The organism is Echinicola sp. 20G, assembly GCF_015533855.1.
In the GTDB taxonomy this organism is placed as follows: Bacteria; Bacteroidota; Bacteroidia; order Cytophagales; family Cyclobacteriaceae; genus Echinicola.
In genome coordinates this window covers 3,741,615-3,758,764 of the sequence record NZ_AP024154.1, presented here as the reverse complement: position 1 = coordinate 3,758,764, position 17,150 = coordinate 3,741,615, and the positions used below count along the sequence as shown (strand labels likewise).

Genomic DNA, 17,150 nt, shown 5'->3' with positions numbered 1-17,150 from the left:
TATAAAGATTTATAATTAGTTTTCTATTTTCTTAATTACACTAAAGGCCGAACTGCTTTTAGGTTTAATCCTTCCAAACTAGATGGGCTATTAAGGTTAAAAAGGCAAAGCTAAAACCAGCTATGGCCACCCCTCGCCACTGGAAATAATGCCAAACTAGACCTGCGATAAATGTGCCCAAAGCTCCTCCTGTAAAATACATCACCATATAGACTGTATTGATTCGATTCCGCTCCGGAGGGTTACCTTCAAAAATAATAGTCTGGTTAGTGATATGGACCGATTGAATTCCCAAATCCAAAAATAAAGCCCCTATGACCAACCCTAAAATATTATTCGAAGACAGACCTAAGACGCCCCAAGAGGCCATAATGATCAAAATGGCTACTGTAATTATGCTATTTTTATTACCGCGATCAGCAAGCCTACCCACCACTGAAGCCATTGCTGCACCTGCAATGCCTACAAAACCAAATTCACCAGCTTCCTCACTCCCCATATCAAATGCTGGACTTTCTAATAGAAATACCAAAGTTGTCCAAAAAATACTAAAGCATGCAAAGTCCAAACCTCCCCGAAGTGCTGAAATTCTCAGTTTAGGTTTGGATTTAAACTGTTCCAAAATTGACTGAAGCAATTGTTTATAGGTCCCTTTAAAATCAGGAGAAATCTCTGGAAGTTTCCACTTCAAAAGCGCCCATAATACTCCCATCAAGCCTGCTCCCATAAAAAATACCGTACGCCATCCCCAATATTCTCCTATCACACCGCTAAGTGTTCTTGACCCAAGTATACCAATAAACATTCCCGTCATCACTGTTCCTATCGCTTTTCCTCGTTCTTTTTCGGAGGCCAACTGAGCCGCCATAGGTACCATCACCTGGGGAATTACAGAAGTTAAGCCAATGAAAAAACTGGAGACTTTTAAGACAAATGGCGAAGTTGACCAAGCAGCGGCCAACATTGCTGCAATGATGAAAAAGAAATCTGTCAAGATTAGTTTTTTCCTTTTGAACATGTCTCCTAAAGGAACTATCAAAAGTAGTCCTATCGCATACCCAATTTGAGTGAGCATGGGCACACTGCTAATCATTGACTGAGACACTCCAAACTCCCTTGCCATTTCCCCTAATAGAGGTTGGTTGTAGTAGTTGTTCGCTACAACCATTCCTGTTGTAATTGCCATTAAAAGCAATAGTCCCTTGCTTAGCTTACTTTCCAATTTTAATTAGTTTGTCCTGATCATTCCTTAGCAACCTGTATTGCGTAGATTTACTTAATTGATATTTGCTAAATCTTTTTAGTCAAACGATTTTTTACTCAATAAAATTCGGTCTCCCATATTATTTAGGTATATTTTATATCTCAACCGTAGTAACAATGGACATCAATCGTCTATTATTTTTATTAAGCCTAGTAAAATTTCAGCAAGGATCCCATGTAGTGTGTAAAAGTTACTTACATCAAAAAGCTTTTTAATGAACCAGCCAAAAGCTGCGTATATGCAGATTAAAAACAACTGGTTTTGGGTAATTCCGTTCCTATTTTTGACTTTGTTATCCTTCTGTTCTATCAAAAATGAAGCAAAAGATCAGCTTGATGTTCCCTTATTTGAAAAGTTAAATCCAGCTAATACAAGCCTTGAACACCTAGTTGACTGAAACCATAAAGAAACTGCCATCCTTGTTTTTGCAGATCACTCTTTCCAACAAGGTTTTGAAGTGATTCTAAATGAGTTTTATATACCTTCCAACTTAAAAATAAGGGGGTATATGAGTATTGAATTATACGTTATGAGCTTGATTGGATTAAATAACTATATCGACAAATTATATGTACTAAAAAAGGCTTCCTGACACCAGGAAGCCTTTGGATAAAATAAACCCATTTTACAATTATTTCATTTTTAACTTAATTGATTTAAGCCCTTTTGTGCTGATTTTAATTTCTCCTTCGCCATCTATCCTCACATATGCTCTTAATCTTCCGTGGTAAGTTTTTCTGCGCTTGCTCTGATAATCCTCGTGACTACTCAAATCACCACTTTCCAAACCAAGTAATTTCAACTGTCCATCAAGGTCTATTTGAATCTCCCTGTCATCAGCAACGATTCTGTTACCTGCTTTATCTTTAAGTTCTATATCCAAGTGAATCACACCGTTTTCATCAGCTTTTAATTCCTCACTAATGGTAGCTTCAATATGATCGATCTTCCCAGGACTGCTTAGCTCATAAGAAGCTACTTGCTTATCATCATTATAAGCTATTGCTTTCAGAGTTCCTTCCTCAAAAGGAACAGACCAACCGGGCATGGATTCGGAAGAGTAATTGATTTTCTTTTTACCCAATGACCGATCGTTTAGCATCAGTTCTACTTCTTCCACATTGGCGTAAACGGCCACCCACTTCTCTTCCCCTTTCTCACCAATCCAAGTATCTTGGATTCTTCTACGATTGACATTCTCTTCACTATTGGTAACACCGATATAAACCATTGGAGTATCGTTCCAGAGACTCTTTCTAAAATAGAAGTCTGGCTTGGGATAGCCTGCCATATCAATAATGCCAGCCCCGCTACTTCTGACAGGCCAGGGCCTCGCCTCTCCTAAAAAGTCAAAGGCTGTCCACAAAAACTGTGAGGCAATATGTTTGTTTTCAGTAACTGCCCGCCAAGCTTCCAGTGCATCCCCATTTTCACTTCCATAAATCACCCTATCTGGATAGGCTTCGTGATCTTCCTGGTACCGATATTCTTGATAATTATACCCTACAATGTCTAAAGCCTCAGGATAACTGGTGTGATTGGACATCGTCACCCCTGCCAATGCTGCAGTTACAGGACGGGATGTATCTACTGATTTAACAGCGGCCACTAAACCTTCTGCCAATGGCCCCAGTTGAGCCGCAGCTGGATTACCTTTCTGATAACCTCTTCCATAGATTTGGGGATTTCTACCCTCATCCAATACTGGGTGGCTGTAAGGGTCATTCGGGTAATCTATCTCATTGCCAATACTCCACATAAATATGGAAGGATGGTTTCTTGAGCGAAGGACCATATCTTTAACGTCTTGGTGCCCCCACTCCGCAAAAGCATCATAGGAACCATCATTGCCAGGCGTTCCTACATTCCAACCTTCAATCCACTTGTTCTTTCCTCTCTCCCATTCATCAAAAGCTTCATCCTGAACCAAGAAGCCCATTTCATCACATAAGTCGTACAAATAATCCTGATGTGGATAATGGCTCATCCTAATGGCATTACATCCCAAATCCTTTAACGTTTCCAAGCGCTTTGCCCACACCGCTTTGGGAACAGCAGCTCCAAAGGATCCAGCATCGTGGTGAATACAAACTCCCTTGATCAGCATGTTTTCCCCGTTTAGAAAAAAACCTTCATTGGCATCAAAACGAATGCTTCTAAAACCTACCTGATCAATATAACTATCCACTTGTTTGCCATCAGCCCACAAACTTACTTCAAGTTGGTATAACTGAGGAGAGTCTGGTGACCATAAGTTGGGTTGCTCCACTGACATATACAAGGTTTCATGGTTTTCACCTTCTGAAGGCACAAAAGCGGCTAATTCACTATTTGCCACTACACTGGAACCATTTAACAAACGGGCTTTGATGCTTACATTTGAGGTGTTCTCGAAAGAATTTTTGATGTCAACCTCTACTTTCGCCAGTGCTTGATCATTATTGACCTCAGGAGTACTAAAGAAAACTCCCCAAGTTTTGAAATGTACTGGTTCTTTGGTGATCAAGTATACATTTCTGTAAATCCCCGAACCAGTATAATATCTGGAATCAGCATATTGACGATGATCTACCTTTACAATCACCTCATTTTTTTCTGCTTTGAGGTATTTTCCTATTTCATAATAAAATGCAATAAACCCATTGGGACGCTTTCCCAAATAATGTCCATTGATCCATACTTCACTGTTCTTATAAACACCATCAAAATACAGTTGATATTCTTTGGAGTTGTCCCAATCTTCAAGATCGAACTGCTTTTTGTACCAACCTACGCCTCCAGGTAAAAAACCTGTACCACTTGCCCATTCAGCACTAAACGGGCCTTCCACTGACCAATCATGCGGTAAAGTTATGGCTCTCCAATCAAGGTTTTCTGTTGATCTTAGGTCTTCCAAAGAAGTAATTTCATCAGCTTTGACAAATTGCCAATGCTCAATAAATAGCGCTTTGCCCTGTTCCTGTCCAAACATCTGATGGCTTATGCACAAAAGCATCAGCCCACATAAAAAGGTTAAAATCCTAGTATAGGTTATCACGGTTTATTTTTGAGTTTTATGGTTTTGTAATCACTGTGAGGATTGACCTAGCGGGGATAGCAAGCGCTGAGCTTTCATCGACTAAATCTACTGGGGTCAAATCCTTGTCTTTGCTGGTAAGGTATGAGGTGGTATTAGAAATTTCAGATCCATCCAATGACAAATTCACTTCTACTTCCTTATTGGCTGAATTGATTATTACATAAACCACATCTTCTCCTTCGGGATGCTGATAAGCAGATACCAAAAGTTCAGGGGATTGACCTTCTTTGTCATCTATGGTCACTCCTACTCGCTTATACCCAGGCCTTATAAATCGGCTATAGTTACCAAGAGCCCAAAGCATTTTACTTTCGTAATAGTTGCCATCTGCTTTCTGATAATCAATATACACCAGACCATCTTTATAGTCATAAGGAGAGACTCCCAGCCACCAGTGCCATGCCGTGGCCTGAGCGACCGTAAGGTCATTATGAATTACCCTGGCCATATAAAGTGCCGGATCAATTCCCAAATCCCTACCTGAACCATTGATCTCTCCAGCATTGTCACCTAAAATGCAGTATTCACTCATCCAAAAATGTCTCCCCTCCAGAGAATTCATGGCAGATTTGACCTGAGCTCTCTGCTTCACAGCTGCCTCATAGGGAGAAGTGGTGAAATAGCTATGGGCAGAAATGGCATTTCCTACATGGGTTAAATCACCAATATAATTATTAGATGACTCATTAAAGAAATCCGCAATTTGATTACCTCTACCCTCTTTATCCGCTTGCTCGTACAGGTAATTGATTTTGCCTGCTTCAGCAATATCAATTTTGGTATCCAAGCCCTCAGCCGTCAGTGCTTTATCCAAAGTCTTTACTATTCCTGAAATTTCATTGTTCCAAAAAGGAGTACCTTCTTGACCTCCATCAGACCAATCCCATTGAGGTTCATTGACAGGACTGATATAATCCACCTCTAGTCCTTTATTTTGCAAGCCTTTGATGACTTGGGCCAAATAGGTTCCAAATGCATCATACTTCTCAAAGGACAAATTGGACTGGCCATTTTCAGCATAGGCTTTTCCTGTTCTAGTCATGGATACTGGAGGGCTATTAGGAAACACCAATAGGTTTTCCACTCCAAACTCTTGCGCAGCTTGGGCAAACCAAACTTGACCTGCTTGCTTCTCCCAATCATACGTTCCATCGCTGTTCATGAATGATTCCGCCCTTCTCCATTCATCATTGATTCCACTTTGTCCCCCTTGCTCAGCGCTTCCTGCACCTATATTAAAGCGCCATAGCGACAAACCAATTCCATTGGGCTGTCCATTTGAATCATTCTGTTGGCTGAACAACAATTCCGCAATGGCCCTTTTCTTTTGCTCAGGCCATAAACCTACAAATTGACAAGACCAAGCATCTGAAGCACCAAAGTGTTCTATGGTCTGATAGCTTGTACTGGTTATTGCATTGACTTGGGTGGCCTGTTCATGTATTACGTCAGGCTGTTTTTCTTTTCCTTCTGAATTACAAGAAAATCCAACTAAACAAAGTAATCCTATCCAAGCATAAAAACTTCTCTTCAATTTTCCCACGTTACAATCTTTTCTTCATTAAGATAATATTATAAAAAGGGAAACCCTTTTGGTTTCCCTTTTTACTGTTTAAAAATTAATTATAGCCTGGGTTTTGCTCCAACTGGTTATCGGATGCAAGGATCTCAGCTCTTGGGATAGGCAGCCAATAATGTCTGTCCAAGAAGCTTTTTCCTTCCAAGGCAATTTTTCTTTCATAAGTCAAAGAACCATCTCCAGCTTTTGTAATCGTGATACCATAAGCTGGTTCGTTTTCTGTCTCATCAGCAATCAACCATCTTCTTACATCATAAAAACGATGTTCTTCGAAAGCCAACTCAATTCTTCTTTCATGACGAATTCTCTCCCTCATCTCATCCTGGCTCAGGCCTGCTGGTAATGCTGGCATTTCTACACCTGTACGGCTTCTGATGGTATTGATGGCTTCATAAACGGTAGCATCTGGTCCTACCGCCTCATTTTGTGCTTCTGCATAGTTCAACAACACCTCAGCATAGCGGAAATAAATCCAGTTTTGTGTTCCTGCCACTTCCCAAGGGTTTCTTATAGGCAGTTCCTCATTGATAAATTTCCTCAAATAGTAGCCACTTTTGGTGGTATTCCAGTTAGAAGGACCATCTTGGCTGTCCCTGCCTCCCGGAAGGAAAGTTTCCACTTCGCGGTCTCGGTAAGGAGCACCATTGAATAAAACAGTTTCGTAGAATCGAGGATCTCTATTCTCGTAGGGGGCACTGGCCTGTTCCTCATTGTCCCAGCTAAAGGATGTTCCATCCATCATTTCATAATCATCCACCAAATTCTGCAAAGGCACATTACCTCCCCATCCATCATAACCATTGGGACCATTGGCAATTTCAAGTGCAGTGTGACGGGCATTGATGTTATAGTAGCGGGCAAAAATGATTTCTTCATTACTGTTGGAAGTTAAGAACAACTGGCTATACCCACCTTGGTAAAGATTATATTGTTGCAAATCCATCACAGCTTTAGCCGCATTGGCAGCTGCTTGCCATTTCTGAATATCATTTGAACCATCGGTGTACAATGGGCTGGCAGCATATAATAATAATCTGGCTTTTAAGGCCAGTGCTGCTCCTCTTGTGGCCCTTCCTTCTTTCCAAGTTCCATCATTAGCCAATGGTAGACCAGCGGCTGCGGCATCCAATTCATTTACTACATACTCAATCGCTGCCTGCTTGTCCGTTTTTTCATAGAATGATGGATCCGTAAAATCCTCTCCTAGTTCTGGCACTCTATCTCCCATCATCACCACATCACCATAATTGCGGATCAAATCATGATAACGGAAAGCACGGATAAATTTCAGTTCAGCAATCAAACGATCTTTACCGGTTTGACTCATATCGAGTTCACCGATATTAGTAAGTGCATAATTACACTCCCTGATACTTCTGTAAGAACGACCCCAAAAAGTACCTGCAATCCCTGTATTTTCTGGAGAAAGTTGACCTTGTTGGATAAACCAAGTGTTGTCATCATTGTTGTAAATGGACTCATCGGTTAATGAACTCCAAAAGGCATATTCAAAGCCACGACCAAAGCCAGGTTGATAGGAATCCCCCTCTTTATTGGTTAGCCTAGCCCCCAAATAACGGTTGATGACATAGGCTTCAAATAATGTAGAATCTGATAATATAGATGCATCGGATACCCTGTCTGTTGGGACAATATCCAAGAAATCTTCTTTACAACCGACCAGCAATGAACCGATCAGTGCTATGACCATAAATGGTTTGATGATATAGTTACTTTTCATGTCGACCGATTTTAAAATTGAATATTTAGACCAAGGTTAATGATCTTCTGCTGTGGGTAGAACTGACCACTTTCACTGGATCCCTCGGGATCATAATCTTTCACTCCTGTAACTGTCAGTAAGTTGAAAGCATTGGCATAAATCCTTAAGCTACCAATAGAATACTTGTCCAAGAAGCTCTGAGGTACATTATACCCAATCTGTATGTTCTTAAGCCTTGCAAAAGTAGCATCGTTTAACCAAAAGTTGTTTCGGTAAAGACCACCACTTACCGCCGAAGAAGCTCTTTCACTTACCCTTGGGTAAGTTCCATCTGGATTGTTTGGGCTCCATCTATTATCTGCCCAACTGCTGTAAAAATTCCCTACTGTTCCTGATTCAGGAAGTACATATTGATTGACCTGGCTTTGGCCCGAAATAACTGCAGAAAAATCAAAGTTTCGATATTCCGCATGTAAGGTCATCCCAAAAGTAATTTGTGGAATATTACCATACTGAGAGCGAGTCATATCATCTGCAGTGATTTCCCCATCTCCATCATAATCTTCATAAATAAGGTCACCGATTTGGGCCCCAGGTACATGTGGATAATTGTCCAAATCCTCTTGCGTCCTGAAAATACCTATGGCGTTATATAGCAAATAAGTGTTCATAGGTCTTCCCGTTTGGCGTTGGTAATCCAAAACGCCCGGAGCTTCATCGATAAATATCAATTCATTTTTGGCATAGGTAAAGTTACCCGACACTCCATAACTAAACTCTCCTTTGCTATTTTCATAGCCCAAAGTAGCTTCAATTCCTCTGCTTTTCACTTCACCGATGTTTTCTGCCGGCACTAATGTTTCACCATCATAAGGATTTACAATACCTGAAGTTCCTGGAATAGAAGCATTTCTTGTGGTCAAGATCTTGCTCCTGTCTTGTTGGAAATAGATAAATTCAGTAGTAAAATTCTGTAACCAAACCGCATTGAAACCAATATCTGTCTTAGTGGCCACTTCCCAAGTAATATTCGGATTACCTAGTCTGGTCAAATCAATTCCTGTCACTACTTCATCACCAATTACATAGCGGTTGTTAAAGGAATAATTATCATAGTACTGGAACTGGCCCACATTATCGTTTCCTAATTTACCATAAGAGGCTCTAAACTTTAAATCATCGAAAAAGCCTACATTTTCACGGAACCACCCCTCCTCAGAAATCCTGTAACCAGCAGATAGTGAAGGGAAAAAACCATACCTTTCTCCAGCAGGGAAATTAGAGGATCCATCTATACGCATCTGTACTTCAGCCAAGTACTTTTCCTGAAAGTTATAGGCTACTCGACCTATGTAACTTTTTCTGGTGTAGTTGTAACTACTTCCCCAGTTGTCATAATCTGAAGCAGCCGCTCCCCCTTGGGACAATTCAGGTGTCTCGGTCGTTGGGAAATGAAGTCTTGAGGCTCCCATGGTATGGGTCCTATTCTCACTTTGCTCATAACCTACAAAAGCATCCACAAAATGATCTCCAAAATATTGCTTAAAGTTCAGCTTGATATTGGATACCATCATGGATTGGGTATAGTGCTCTTCAGAGAGTGTTGCCTGCTGGTCAGGACCACCTCCTACTACTACAGGATTGTAAGAATCAGAACCCGAATCGTAATTATAAAGGGTATAAGGGGTGCTGAAAGTTCTATTTCTATTGGAGCTTTCATCTACAGAGAAGAAGCCATCCACAGATAATCCTTCCAAGAATGGCAGTTCATAGCTACCCCTCAATATCCCATTAAAAACGTATTTTGGATTTTGTGTCAACCCACCAGCATCCGTAGCCATCATCACCGGATTGCTATTTTCAATGCCTGAGGAAGGCAATCCATTTGGATAAACAGCAGCTACAGTTGGATAAGCACGATAGATGGATCTAAAAATAGATCCGGCGCTAGATGTAGGAAATTGACGATTTTCTTTTCTACCTGCTAAAGAAAGGCCTACAGTAAGTCTGTCAGTAATGTCTGCGTCCAAGTTAGTTCGGAAACTATATTGATCATAACGGGTTGCCCCGTCCTTGTATAGACCATCTTGTCCAGTTTTACCCAAAGACACAAAGTAATTAACTGATTCAGAACCTCCCCTAACGCTTAAATTATGCTGGTTTTGCATTGCCACATTGTTCAATGCAGCTGCGGCCCAGTCTGTATTGGGGTAGTTTAACGGATCTGACCCATTCCCAAAAAGCGCCAATTGCTCCTCGCTGTAAATTTGGTTCAGTCCTCCATCAGGATTATTGTAATAAGCTATCTCATTTCTAATCTGTCCATAGGTCACCGCATCAGCCATCTCTGGCATTCTTGTTGGTGATGAAAAACCTTGGTTAAAACTGTAGGAAATAACTGGTTTACCTTCTTGGCCTCTTTTGGTAGTTACTAAGATCACTCCGTTGGCTGCTCTCGAACCGTAGATCGCTGCAGAAGCATCTTTTAGGACAGAAACACTTTCTATATCATTTGGATTCAAACGCTCTAAACCTCCAATCTGCCCGGGAACTCCGTCTATAACCACCAACACATCATTGTTTCCCGTGGTGGCCAATCCACGAATGTTAAAACTAGAACCGTCATACCCTGGTTCCCCACCTCTGTTATTGGCGATTATACCAGAAAATCTACCTGCTAAAGAATTTGAGACGTTTGGTTGAGGGCTGTTCTGAAGATCTCGACCATCAACTTGGGAGACTGACCCTGTCAGAGTTGCCTTCTTCTGTTCCCCATAACCTACTACAACCACTTCATTGAGAGATTGCATGTCAGGCTGAAGATTTACTTCAATAGAACTTCTCCCATTCACATTGATTTCCTGAGATTCGTATCCTATAAATGAGACTTTTAAAACGGGATTTTCAGAAGAAATCGTAAGTTTGAAATTTCCGTCCAGATCAGTGACGGTTCCATTGGAAGTTCCTATGACAAGCACTGAGGCGCCTGGCAGTCCATTTCCACTTTCATCCAATACTTGGCCATTGATTTGTTGTTGACCAAAAACATCGGGCACTGTGCACAGCATCAGAAAAACTAATGACATGCAAAAAAGCCATGCCCTGGCTTGTAATCGTGTTGGCATGTTTTTTTAGGTTTATTGTTATTAATTTATTTTATTAAAGCATCTTCAACAGCATCATGCTATCATAGAAACTTCTAAGGCAATTTTCCAAATAATTGACATTTTAACAGGGGTACAAATCAGCAAATCAAGGGGTACAAAATGTCCAAATGATGTTTATTTAGGATTTTATTGGCATTTTTGTAAACAATTACCGTGATTGTGATCAATGAGACTACCCCTGATAGCCCTAATTATTTTTAACTTGATTTCCACAGTTTTCGCTCAAGAAGATCGAGCAGAAACAATTTTGCCTAGCTCAAACCAACTTACTTTTTACTTGCTGGATGTGGAAGTTGGATTGTCACATAATTATATTAACAGTATTGAGCAAGATTCCTTGGGATTCGTTTGGATCGCCACTTTGGAAGGGCTGAACAGATATGATGGACAAAAATTTACCAACTACAGAAAAAATAACCGATTGCCTAATAGTGGACCGGCAAATAACTATATCCAAAACATCCAACTGACCAAGGACAACCAATTGCTCTTATCTACAGGAGGCGGGCTCAATATTTACCATCCAAAAACAGATTTGTTTGAACTTAAAGGAAAGGAATTTGGACTCATAGAGAATAATGTCAACTGCACTGCAAGCACTCCAGATGGGAACACTGCATTGGGAATTTATTGGGGAGGATTGCAGATCATCAATCAAAACAAAGTCCTTTTCTCCTACTCCCATCACCCAAATGATTCGCTGTCATTATCCTCTAACCAAGTGACTTCTCTGGCTTTTCAAGGAGACTCCATTCTTTGGATAGGCACTTTTGACAAAGGCTTGAATAAACTCAATTACAAAGACAAAAGTCTTCGCCCAGTAAAATCAAATACCATTGCCTCTAATATAAATAGTCTATACACTGATGAAGACGGTAACCTATGGGTAGGAGGCAATAAAGGAATCCAAATCATCACTACCAAAGGTGACACTTTGAACGTTTCGGCTGCATCCACTCCACAGCAAGGGCTTTCAGATGACAATATTCTTTGCTTTGAAAAGGACCAGCTTGGACAGCTTTGGGTAGGAACACGAAATGGTGGCCTGAATATCATCGACCCAAAGCAGCTTTTGAATCATCATCAACTTTCCATCCACTGGTTCCTGCCCAGAAATGATGGTACCAGCGTTTTTAACCGTACCGTTGCTTGCTTGAAACTGGCTCGGGATGGCAATATGTGGGTGGGCACCAGCACAGGTGTCAATGTGGTCAACCCTAGTGGGGATCCCATACAGTTGATTCAACGGAATTTATCCATCAAAGAAACTATTTCCCATGACCGCATTGGGTCTTTGGCTTCTGGTCGAAATGGAAGCATTTGGGTGGGTACTGATGGAGGTGGATTAGACCAATATTTTCCCTCCTCAGGTCAAATCACACATTATGAACATCAAATGGATGCCCCTAAAAGCCTCTCCAATAATTATATCATTTCCATACTCGAAGACAGTCAAGGCAGGGTCTGGGCAGGCACCTATCAAGGTGGACTAAACCGCTTGATTGAACCCCAGGGTAATTTCAAACATTACTTACAGGGAAGCCAAGAAAAAGGGAATGATGTAAGGGTAATTTTCGAAGACCAAAGAGGTCAAATTTGGGTGGGGACTAATCGAGGAGGTCTCTATCGTTACCACCCTCCTATTGATGATTTTGATTATGTCAAACAACTTGGAAAAATAGACATTCGTGATATTGTAGATGATGACTTGGGAAACCTTTGGCTTGCCACTTTCGGGAATGGTATCATCCGCTATAATTACCTTACTGGAGAGCAGGAACAGTTTAATGAATCTACCGTTTTTGGCTTTCCTGAAGATATAATTTTTAGTATTGAAAAATTGGATAACGGAGAAATTCTCGCGGGAAGTAGATACGAGGGATTGATCAGGCTTGATCCAAAAAATAAAACTGTGGCCGTATTTTCCCAAGAAAATGGGCTCAGCAACAACACCATTAACAGTATTACCAAAGGTAAAGATGGTAAAATCTGGTTGGGTACTTTTCGTGGAGTTAGCTTTTATGACCCTACTACCAATGAGATAGGAAACCTGAATGCCTATAATAATATTCAACAAAGTGAATTTAACATTGGAGCAGCACTCACAGATAAAAACGGTAAAATCTATTTAGGTGGCAACAAAGGCATCAATGTGTTTTTTCCTGATGCCTTGCACCAGCAGACTAGCGATTACCCTCTGATCTTCACAGACCTTCGATTAATGAATAAAGAAGTGGTCATTGGCAATCAAGAATCGGGAATTTTGATCAATGACAACATCCCCTATTTAAAGCAATTGAATTTAAATTATGACCAATCTTTGGTTTCATTGGATTTTGTAGCTTTAAAATATCCCTCTGGCAATGACATCAGTTATGCCTATAAATTGGAACCTTATCATAATCAATGGATCGAAACCAGTCAAATTGGGACAGCAAATCTCAGCAATATTCCTCCGGGTAACTATACCTTAAAAGTTCGAGCCAGTAGCAATGCTAACCATTATGCCGAGAACCAGATGGCCATTGTCATTGCTCCCCCATTTTGGAAAACTTGGCCTGCCTACTTGATTTACCTTATCGTAGCGACAGGGCTTGTCGTAGGTGGAATGAAGTACTATGCTGACCGTTTGAAACTAAAAAACTCACTGTTATTTGAGAAGAAACAACGGTCGCTGGAACATGAACTCAATGAGGAAAGGGCACGCTTCTTTACTGGCTTTTCCCATGAGCTAAAAACTCCACTTACCCTAATTATGGCTCCTATAGAAGACTTGCTTTTAGAAGTGAAAAATGCCCCGTACCGCAAAGAATTGTTATTGGTCCAAAAAAATGCCCAATATCTACTGGAAATGATCAATAAGCTATTGGAATTCAGAAAATCAGAGTTGGATCTCAATAGACTTCAGCTGAAAAACCATTATATCCTAAGCCCACTCAAACAATGGGTAGAGGAATACCAGCCTCTAGCCCAGCACAGAAAGATTGAACTAAAAACCCAATTTCCAGATGAAGATTTTGTTGCAGCTATCGACTTGGAAAAGCTTCATATCATTGTCAATAACCTACTTTCCAATGCCTTGAAGTACTGTAGGCCAAACGATAAAGTCAATATTAGTATTCAAACCCACCCTGAACATTATGAAATAACTGTTCGCGATAATGGACCCGGGATTCCTCTCGAAAATCAACAACGCATATTCAACTGGTACTATCAAAGTGGCTCAACTAATACCCAACAAGGAACAGGCATTGGGCTTGCTCTCACTAAACGATTGGTTGAAGATCACCAAGGGAGAATATCTTTGGTCAGCCAGGCGAATATGGGCTGCATTTTCTCTGTGATGCTTCCTTTGCAAAAATTGGAAGCCGATGTCGAAAAAGAAGAAGACTCTGCCTTGATCAACACTACTATTTGGTCTCCCCAACTGGACAAACAGGAAATGACTTCTCCCAAATCCAATTTAGATCTGGAAGATGAAAAGCAGGTGGTCTTGTTGATCGATGACAATCCGCAGATTTTGTCCTACCTTGATCATTTGCTGGAAGAAGAATATGACCTAATTCATGCCGCAGATGGACAGGAAGGCTTGGAAAAAGCACTTCAATATATTCCTGACATTATAATTTCTGACATTATGATGCCTGTCAAAAATGGAATAGACCTTTGTGGGATTCTCAAGAGACAAAAAGCAACAACCCATATTCCTGTAATCCTGCTTTCTGCCAAAGACAGTGTAGAAAGCATCACCAGTGGTTTTGGGGAAGGAGCCGATGAATATCTCACCAAACCTTTCAACGGTCAGATCCTCAGGTCAAGAATCAAGAATCTATTGGATGCAAAAGTTCGTTTAAGGGATTACTACCAAGGTAAGCAAGAAGATCAGGAAGCACTCAATGAAGTTCAAAAACTTGCCATATCCAAAGAAAAGGCATTTCTCAAAAGCTTGGAAAACCATATTTTAGATCAGTTGACAGAACAACAAACTGATGTGGACACCCTCTCCCAACTAATGGGCATGAGCCGTACCTCGCTCTTCCGTAAACTGAAAGCGCTGACCGGAAAAAACATCAACCAATATGTCCGAACTGTCAAAATAAAACGGGCAGCCTACTTAATCAAAACTGAAAATCTTGGCGTAGCCCAGGCGGCTTATGAAGTGGGCTTTAGCAGTCCCAAGTACTTCAGAAAACTTTTTAAGGAAGAGTTTGGCTATTTACCATCTGAGATTCCAAATGACCAGGAAATTGTAAAATCTTAGTACGAAGTATGTTAAGGTAAAGCACTAATTATTACTTCCTTCATTGGTATTATACCACTTCTCAAAATATTCACGGTCATCTCTAGAAACCCAGCATATTTGAATGCAGTTTAAAAACAATAAAAGACAATATTTAAGTTACATTTTATTTCCATTTTTTATTTTTTAAATTACAAAACATTTCAATTAATATAAACTATGAAACTTAACTTACTCTTTTTTCTTTTAATACTTTCGATATTTTCTTGCACTACGAAAAGTGGCCGAACTTTTACTGAGCAGGAATTAAACGTCATTCCTAAACCCAATAAAGTCACTGTAAATCAAGCTTCAATGGTGCTGGAAAATGGAGGGAAAATAATAGTAAAAGATGGTGCGCAAAAAGAAATTGCCACACTTCTCTCTTCAAACATTCAGAAAGAAACAGGGATAGCGTTGGAGATTGCTGAAACAGGAAATGCCCTAGTTCGTTTTGAAACCAATGAAAATCTTCCCAATGAAGCCTATCAGTTGGAGGTTAGTCCTGAGCAAATTGTGATCAAGGCATCAGGAAAAGCAGGCTGGTTTTATGGCACCCAGACTCTAAGACAGCTAATTACCCAAGACTCAACAGCGTCTTCTTCCAAAACCCAATGGCTAGTACCAGGTGTGATCATTGATGACCAGCCGCGATTTTCCTGGCGAGCGTATATGCTTGATGAAGCCAGGTATTTTCAAGGAGAAGAATTTGTCAAAACCATTTTAGATCAAATGGCGCTTTTAAAAATGAATGTCTTTCACTGGCACTTGACTGATGATGCAGGCTGGCGAATTGAAATTAAAAAGTATCCGCTACTCACTCAAATAGGTTCACAGAGAACTGATTCGGAAATAGGCACTTGGAAAAGTGGAAAAACTTCTGGAGAAGCCCATGGAGGATTTTATACCCAAGATCAGATCAAAGATATTGTTGCCTATGCCGCAGCAAGGAATATTACCATTGTACCTGAATTCGAAATGCCAGGGCATTCCAGTGCGGCCATAGCTGCCTACACTTGGCTTGGTACGGCTAGAAAGGACATTGATGTTCCTGTCAAATTTGGTAGGCACTATGATAATTATGATGTCACCAAGCCAGAAGTCATTGAGTTTACCAAGGATGTCCTCAGCGAATTATTTGAGCTTTTTCCTTCAGAGGTAATCCATATTGGTGGAGATGAAGTAGGCTATAAAGTATGGGAAGAATCTCCCCATGTCCAGGAATATATGAAGACGCAAGGGATTAAAACTCCTGCGGATCTACAGATTAACTTTACCAATAAGATTTCACAGTATATCGAAGAAAACGGGAGACGCATGATGGGCTGGAATGAAATCATGGGAAGTAACATCCATCAAGATTTTGGAGAGAAAAAAGATGATATGGAAGCAGAAACAGCTTTGGCCAAAAATGTAGTGGTTCACTTCTGGAAAGGTAATCTGGAGCTGGCCACTGAGGCGGCAGAAAAAGGATATGGAATTGTTAACTCTTTGCATAGTAACACCTATTTGGATTACAGTTATAGAAGCATCTCTTTGGAGAAAGCTTATAATTTTGATCCTATTCCCGAGGGATTGTCTCCCGAATATCACAAAAATGTATATGGTTCTGGTTGTCAAATGTGGACAGAATGGGCACCAACCAACGAAGTGGTAGAGTATCAAACCTTTCCTAGAATTGCAGCCTTTGCGGAAGTTGATTGGACCATGCCAGAAAAAAAGAACTTTGAGTCTTTTAAAAAGTCACTCCAGCGAATCCAAAAGCATTGGGACAAGTTAGGGATTAACTATGCACCTGTACTGGGTGATGAGTAAAAGCTAGTAAATTAATCGATGTTTTAAAGCAAGGTAAAGTCAGTAATACCTTGCTTTTTTTATTACATGCTTTAGGGGCTTTTTCATCACATCAGCTTAATACTAAACACAAAAAACTGTTTAATTTTTCTAATGCTTCATCAATTATACAGATGTCGTTGCACCAATTTATGACCTGAAAATCATTTCATTTTATAGGTCTCTAATAGAATAAACAGTCACCTTTTCATTAAAGATTCCTTTT

Annotated in this window: 7 protein-coding genes; 2 read left to right on the top strand and 5 right to left on the bottom strand. The window is 40.4% G+C overall.

Annotated elements, in window-relative coordinates:
- Nucleotides 1-64: 64 nt before the first annotated feature.
- From JL001_RS15425 to JL001_RS15405, 5 genes are all read right to left on the bottom strand, one after another.
- Nucleotides 65-1,222: an MFS transporter gene (locus JL001_RS15425; RefSeq protein ID WP_200977620.1), complete on the bottom strand. Its 1,158-nt coding sequence runs from the start codon at nt 1,220-1,222 to the stop codon at nt 65-67.
- Between the two features lie 673 nt (nt 1,223-1,895).
- Entirely contained in the window at nt 1,896-4,235 is a 2,340-nt protein-coding gene (locus JL001_RS15420; RefSeq protein ID WP_200977618.1) for a glycoside hydrolase family 2 TIM barrel-domain containing protein, read from the bottom strand.
- Between the two features lie 82 nt (nt 4,236-4,317).
- Nucleotides 4,318-5,886, bottom strand: a complete 1,569-nt coding sequence (locus tag JL001_RS15415) for a glycoside hydrolase (protein ID WP_236252837.1) — start codon at nt 5,884-5,886, stop codon at nt 4,318-4,320.
- A 76-nt stretch (nt 5,887-5,962) separates the two neighbouring features.
- The gene (locus JL001_RS15410; RefSeq protein WP_200977617.1) at nt 5,963-7,663 is read right to left on the bottom strand and encodes a RagB/SusD family nutrient uptake outer membrane protein; all 1,701 of its coding nucleotides are present in this window, start codon (nt 7,661-7,663) and stop codon (nt 5,963-5,965) included.
- Nucleotides 7,664-7,674: 11 nt separating this feature from the next.
- Nucleotides 7,675-10,770, bottom strand: a complete 3,096-nt coding sequence (locus tag JL001_RS15405; protein ID WP_236252836.1) for a TonB-dependent receptor — start codon at nt 10,768-10,770, stop codon at nt 7,675-7,677.
- Nucleotides 10,771-11,014: 244 nt separating this feature from the next.
- On the opposite strand from JL001_RS15405, the gene JL001_RS15400 reads away from it, so the two are divergent.
- Nucleotides 11,015-15,073 (top strand): two-component regulator propeller domain-containing protein, encoded by a 4,059-nt coding sequence (locus JL001_RS15400; protein ID WP_200977615.1) that lies wholly within the window; start codon nt 11,015-11,017, stop codon nt 15,071-15,073.
- Nucleotides 15,074-15,271: 198 nt separating this feature from the next.
- Entirely contained in the window at nt 15,272-16,906 is a 1,635-nt protein-coding gene (locus tag JL001_RS15395) for a beta-N-acetylhexosaminidase (RefSeq protein ID WP_200977613.1), read from the top strand.
- The last annotated feature ends 244 nt before the right edge of the window (nt 16,907-17,150 follow it).

Coding starts and splice junctions, on each gene's coding strand:
- JL001_RS15420 (WP_200977618.1), bottom strand. CDS start 4,235: ATGTTTGGACAGGAACAGGGCAAAGCGCTATTTATTGAGCATTGGCAA.
- JL001_RS15410 (WP_200977617.1), bottom strand. CDS start 7,663: ATGAAAAGTAACTATATCATCAAACCATTTATGGTCATAGCACTGATC.
- JL001_RS15405 (WP_236252836.1), bottom strand. CDS start 10,770: ATGCCAACACGATTACAAGCCAGGGCATGGCTTTTTTGCATGTCATTA.
- JL001_RS15395 (WP_200977613.1), top strand. CDS start 15,272: ATGAAACTTAACTTACTCTTTTTTCTTTTAATACTTTCGATATTTTCT.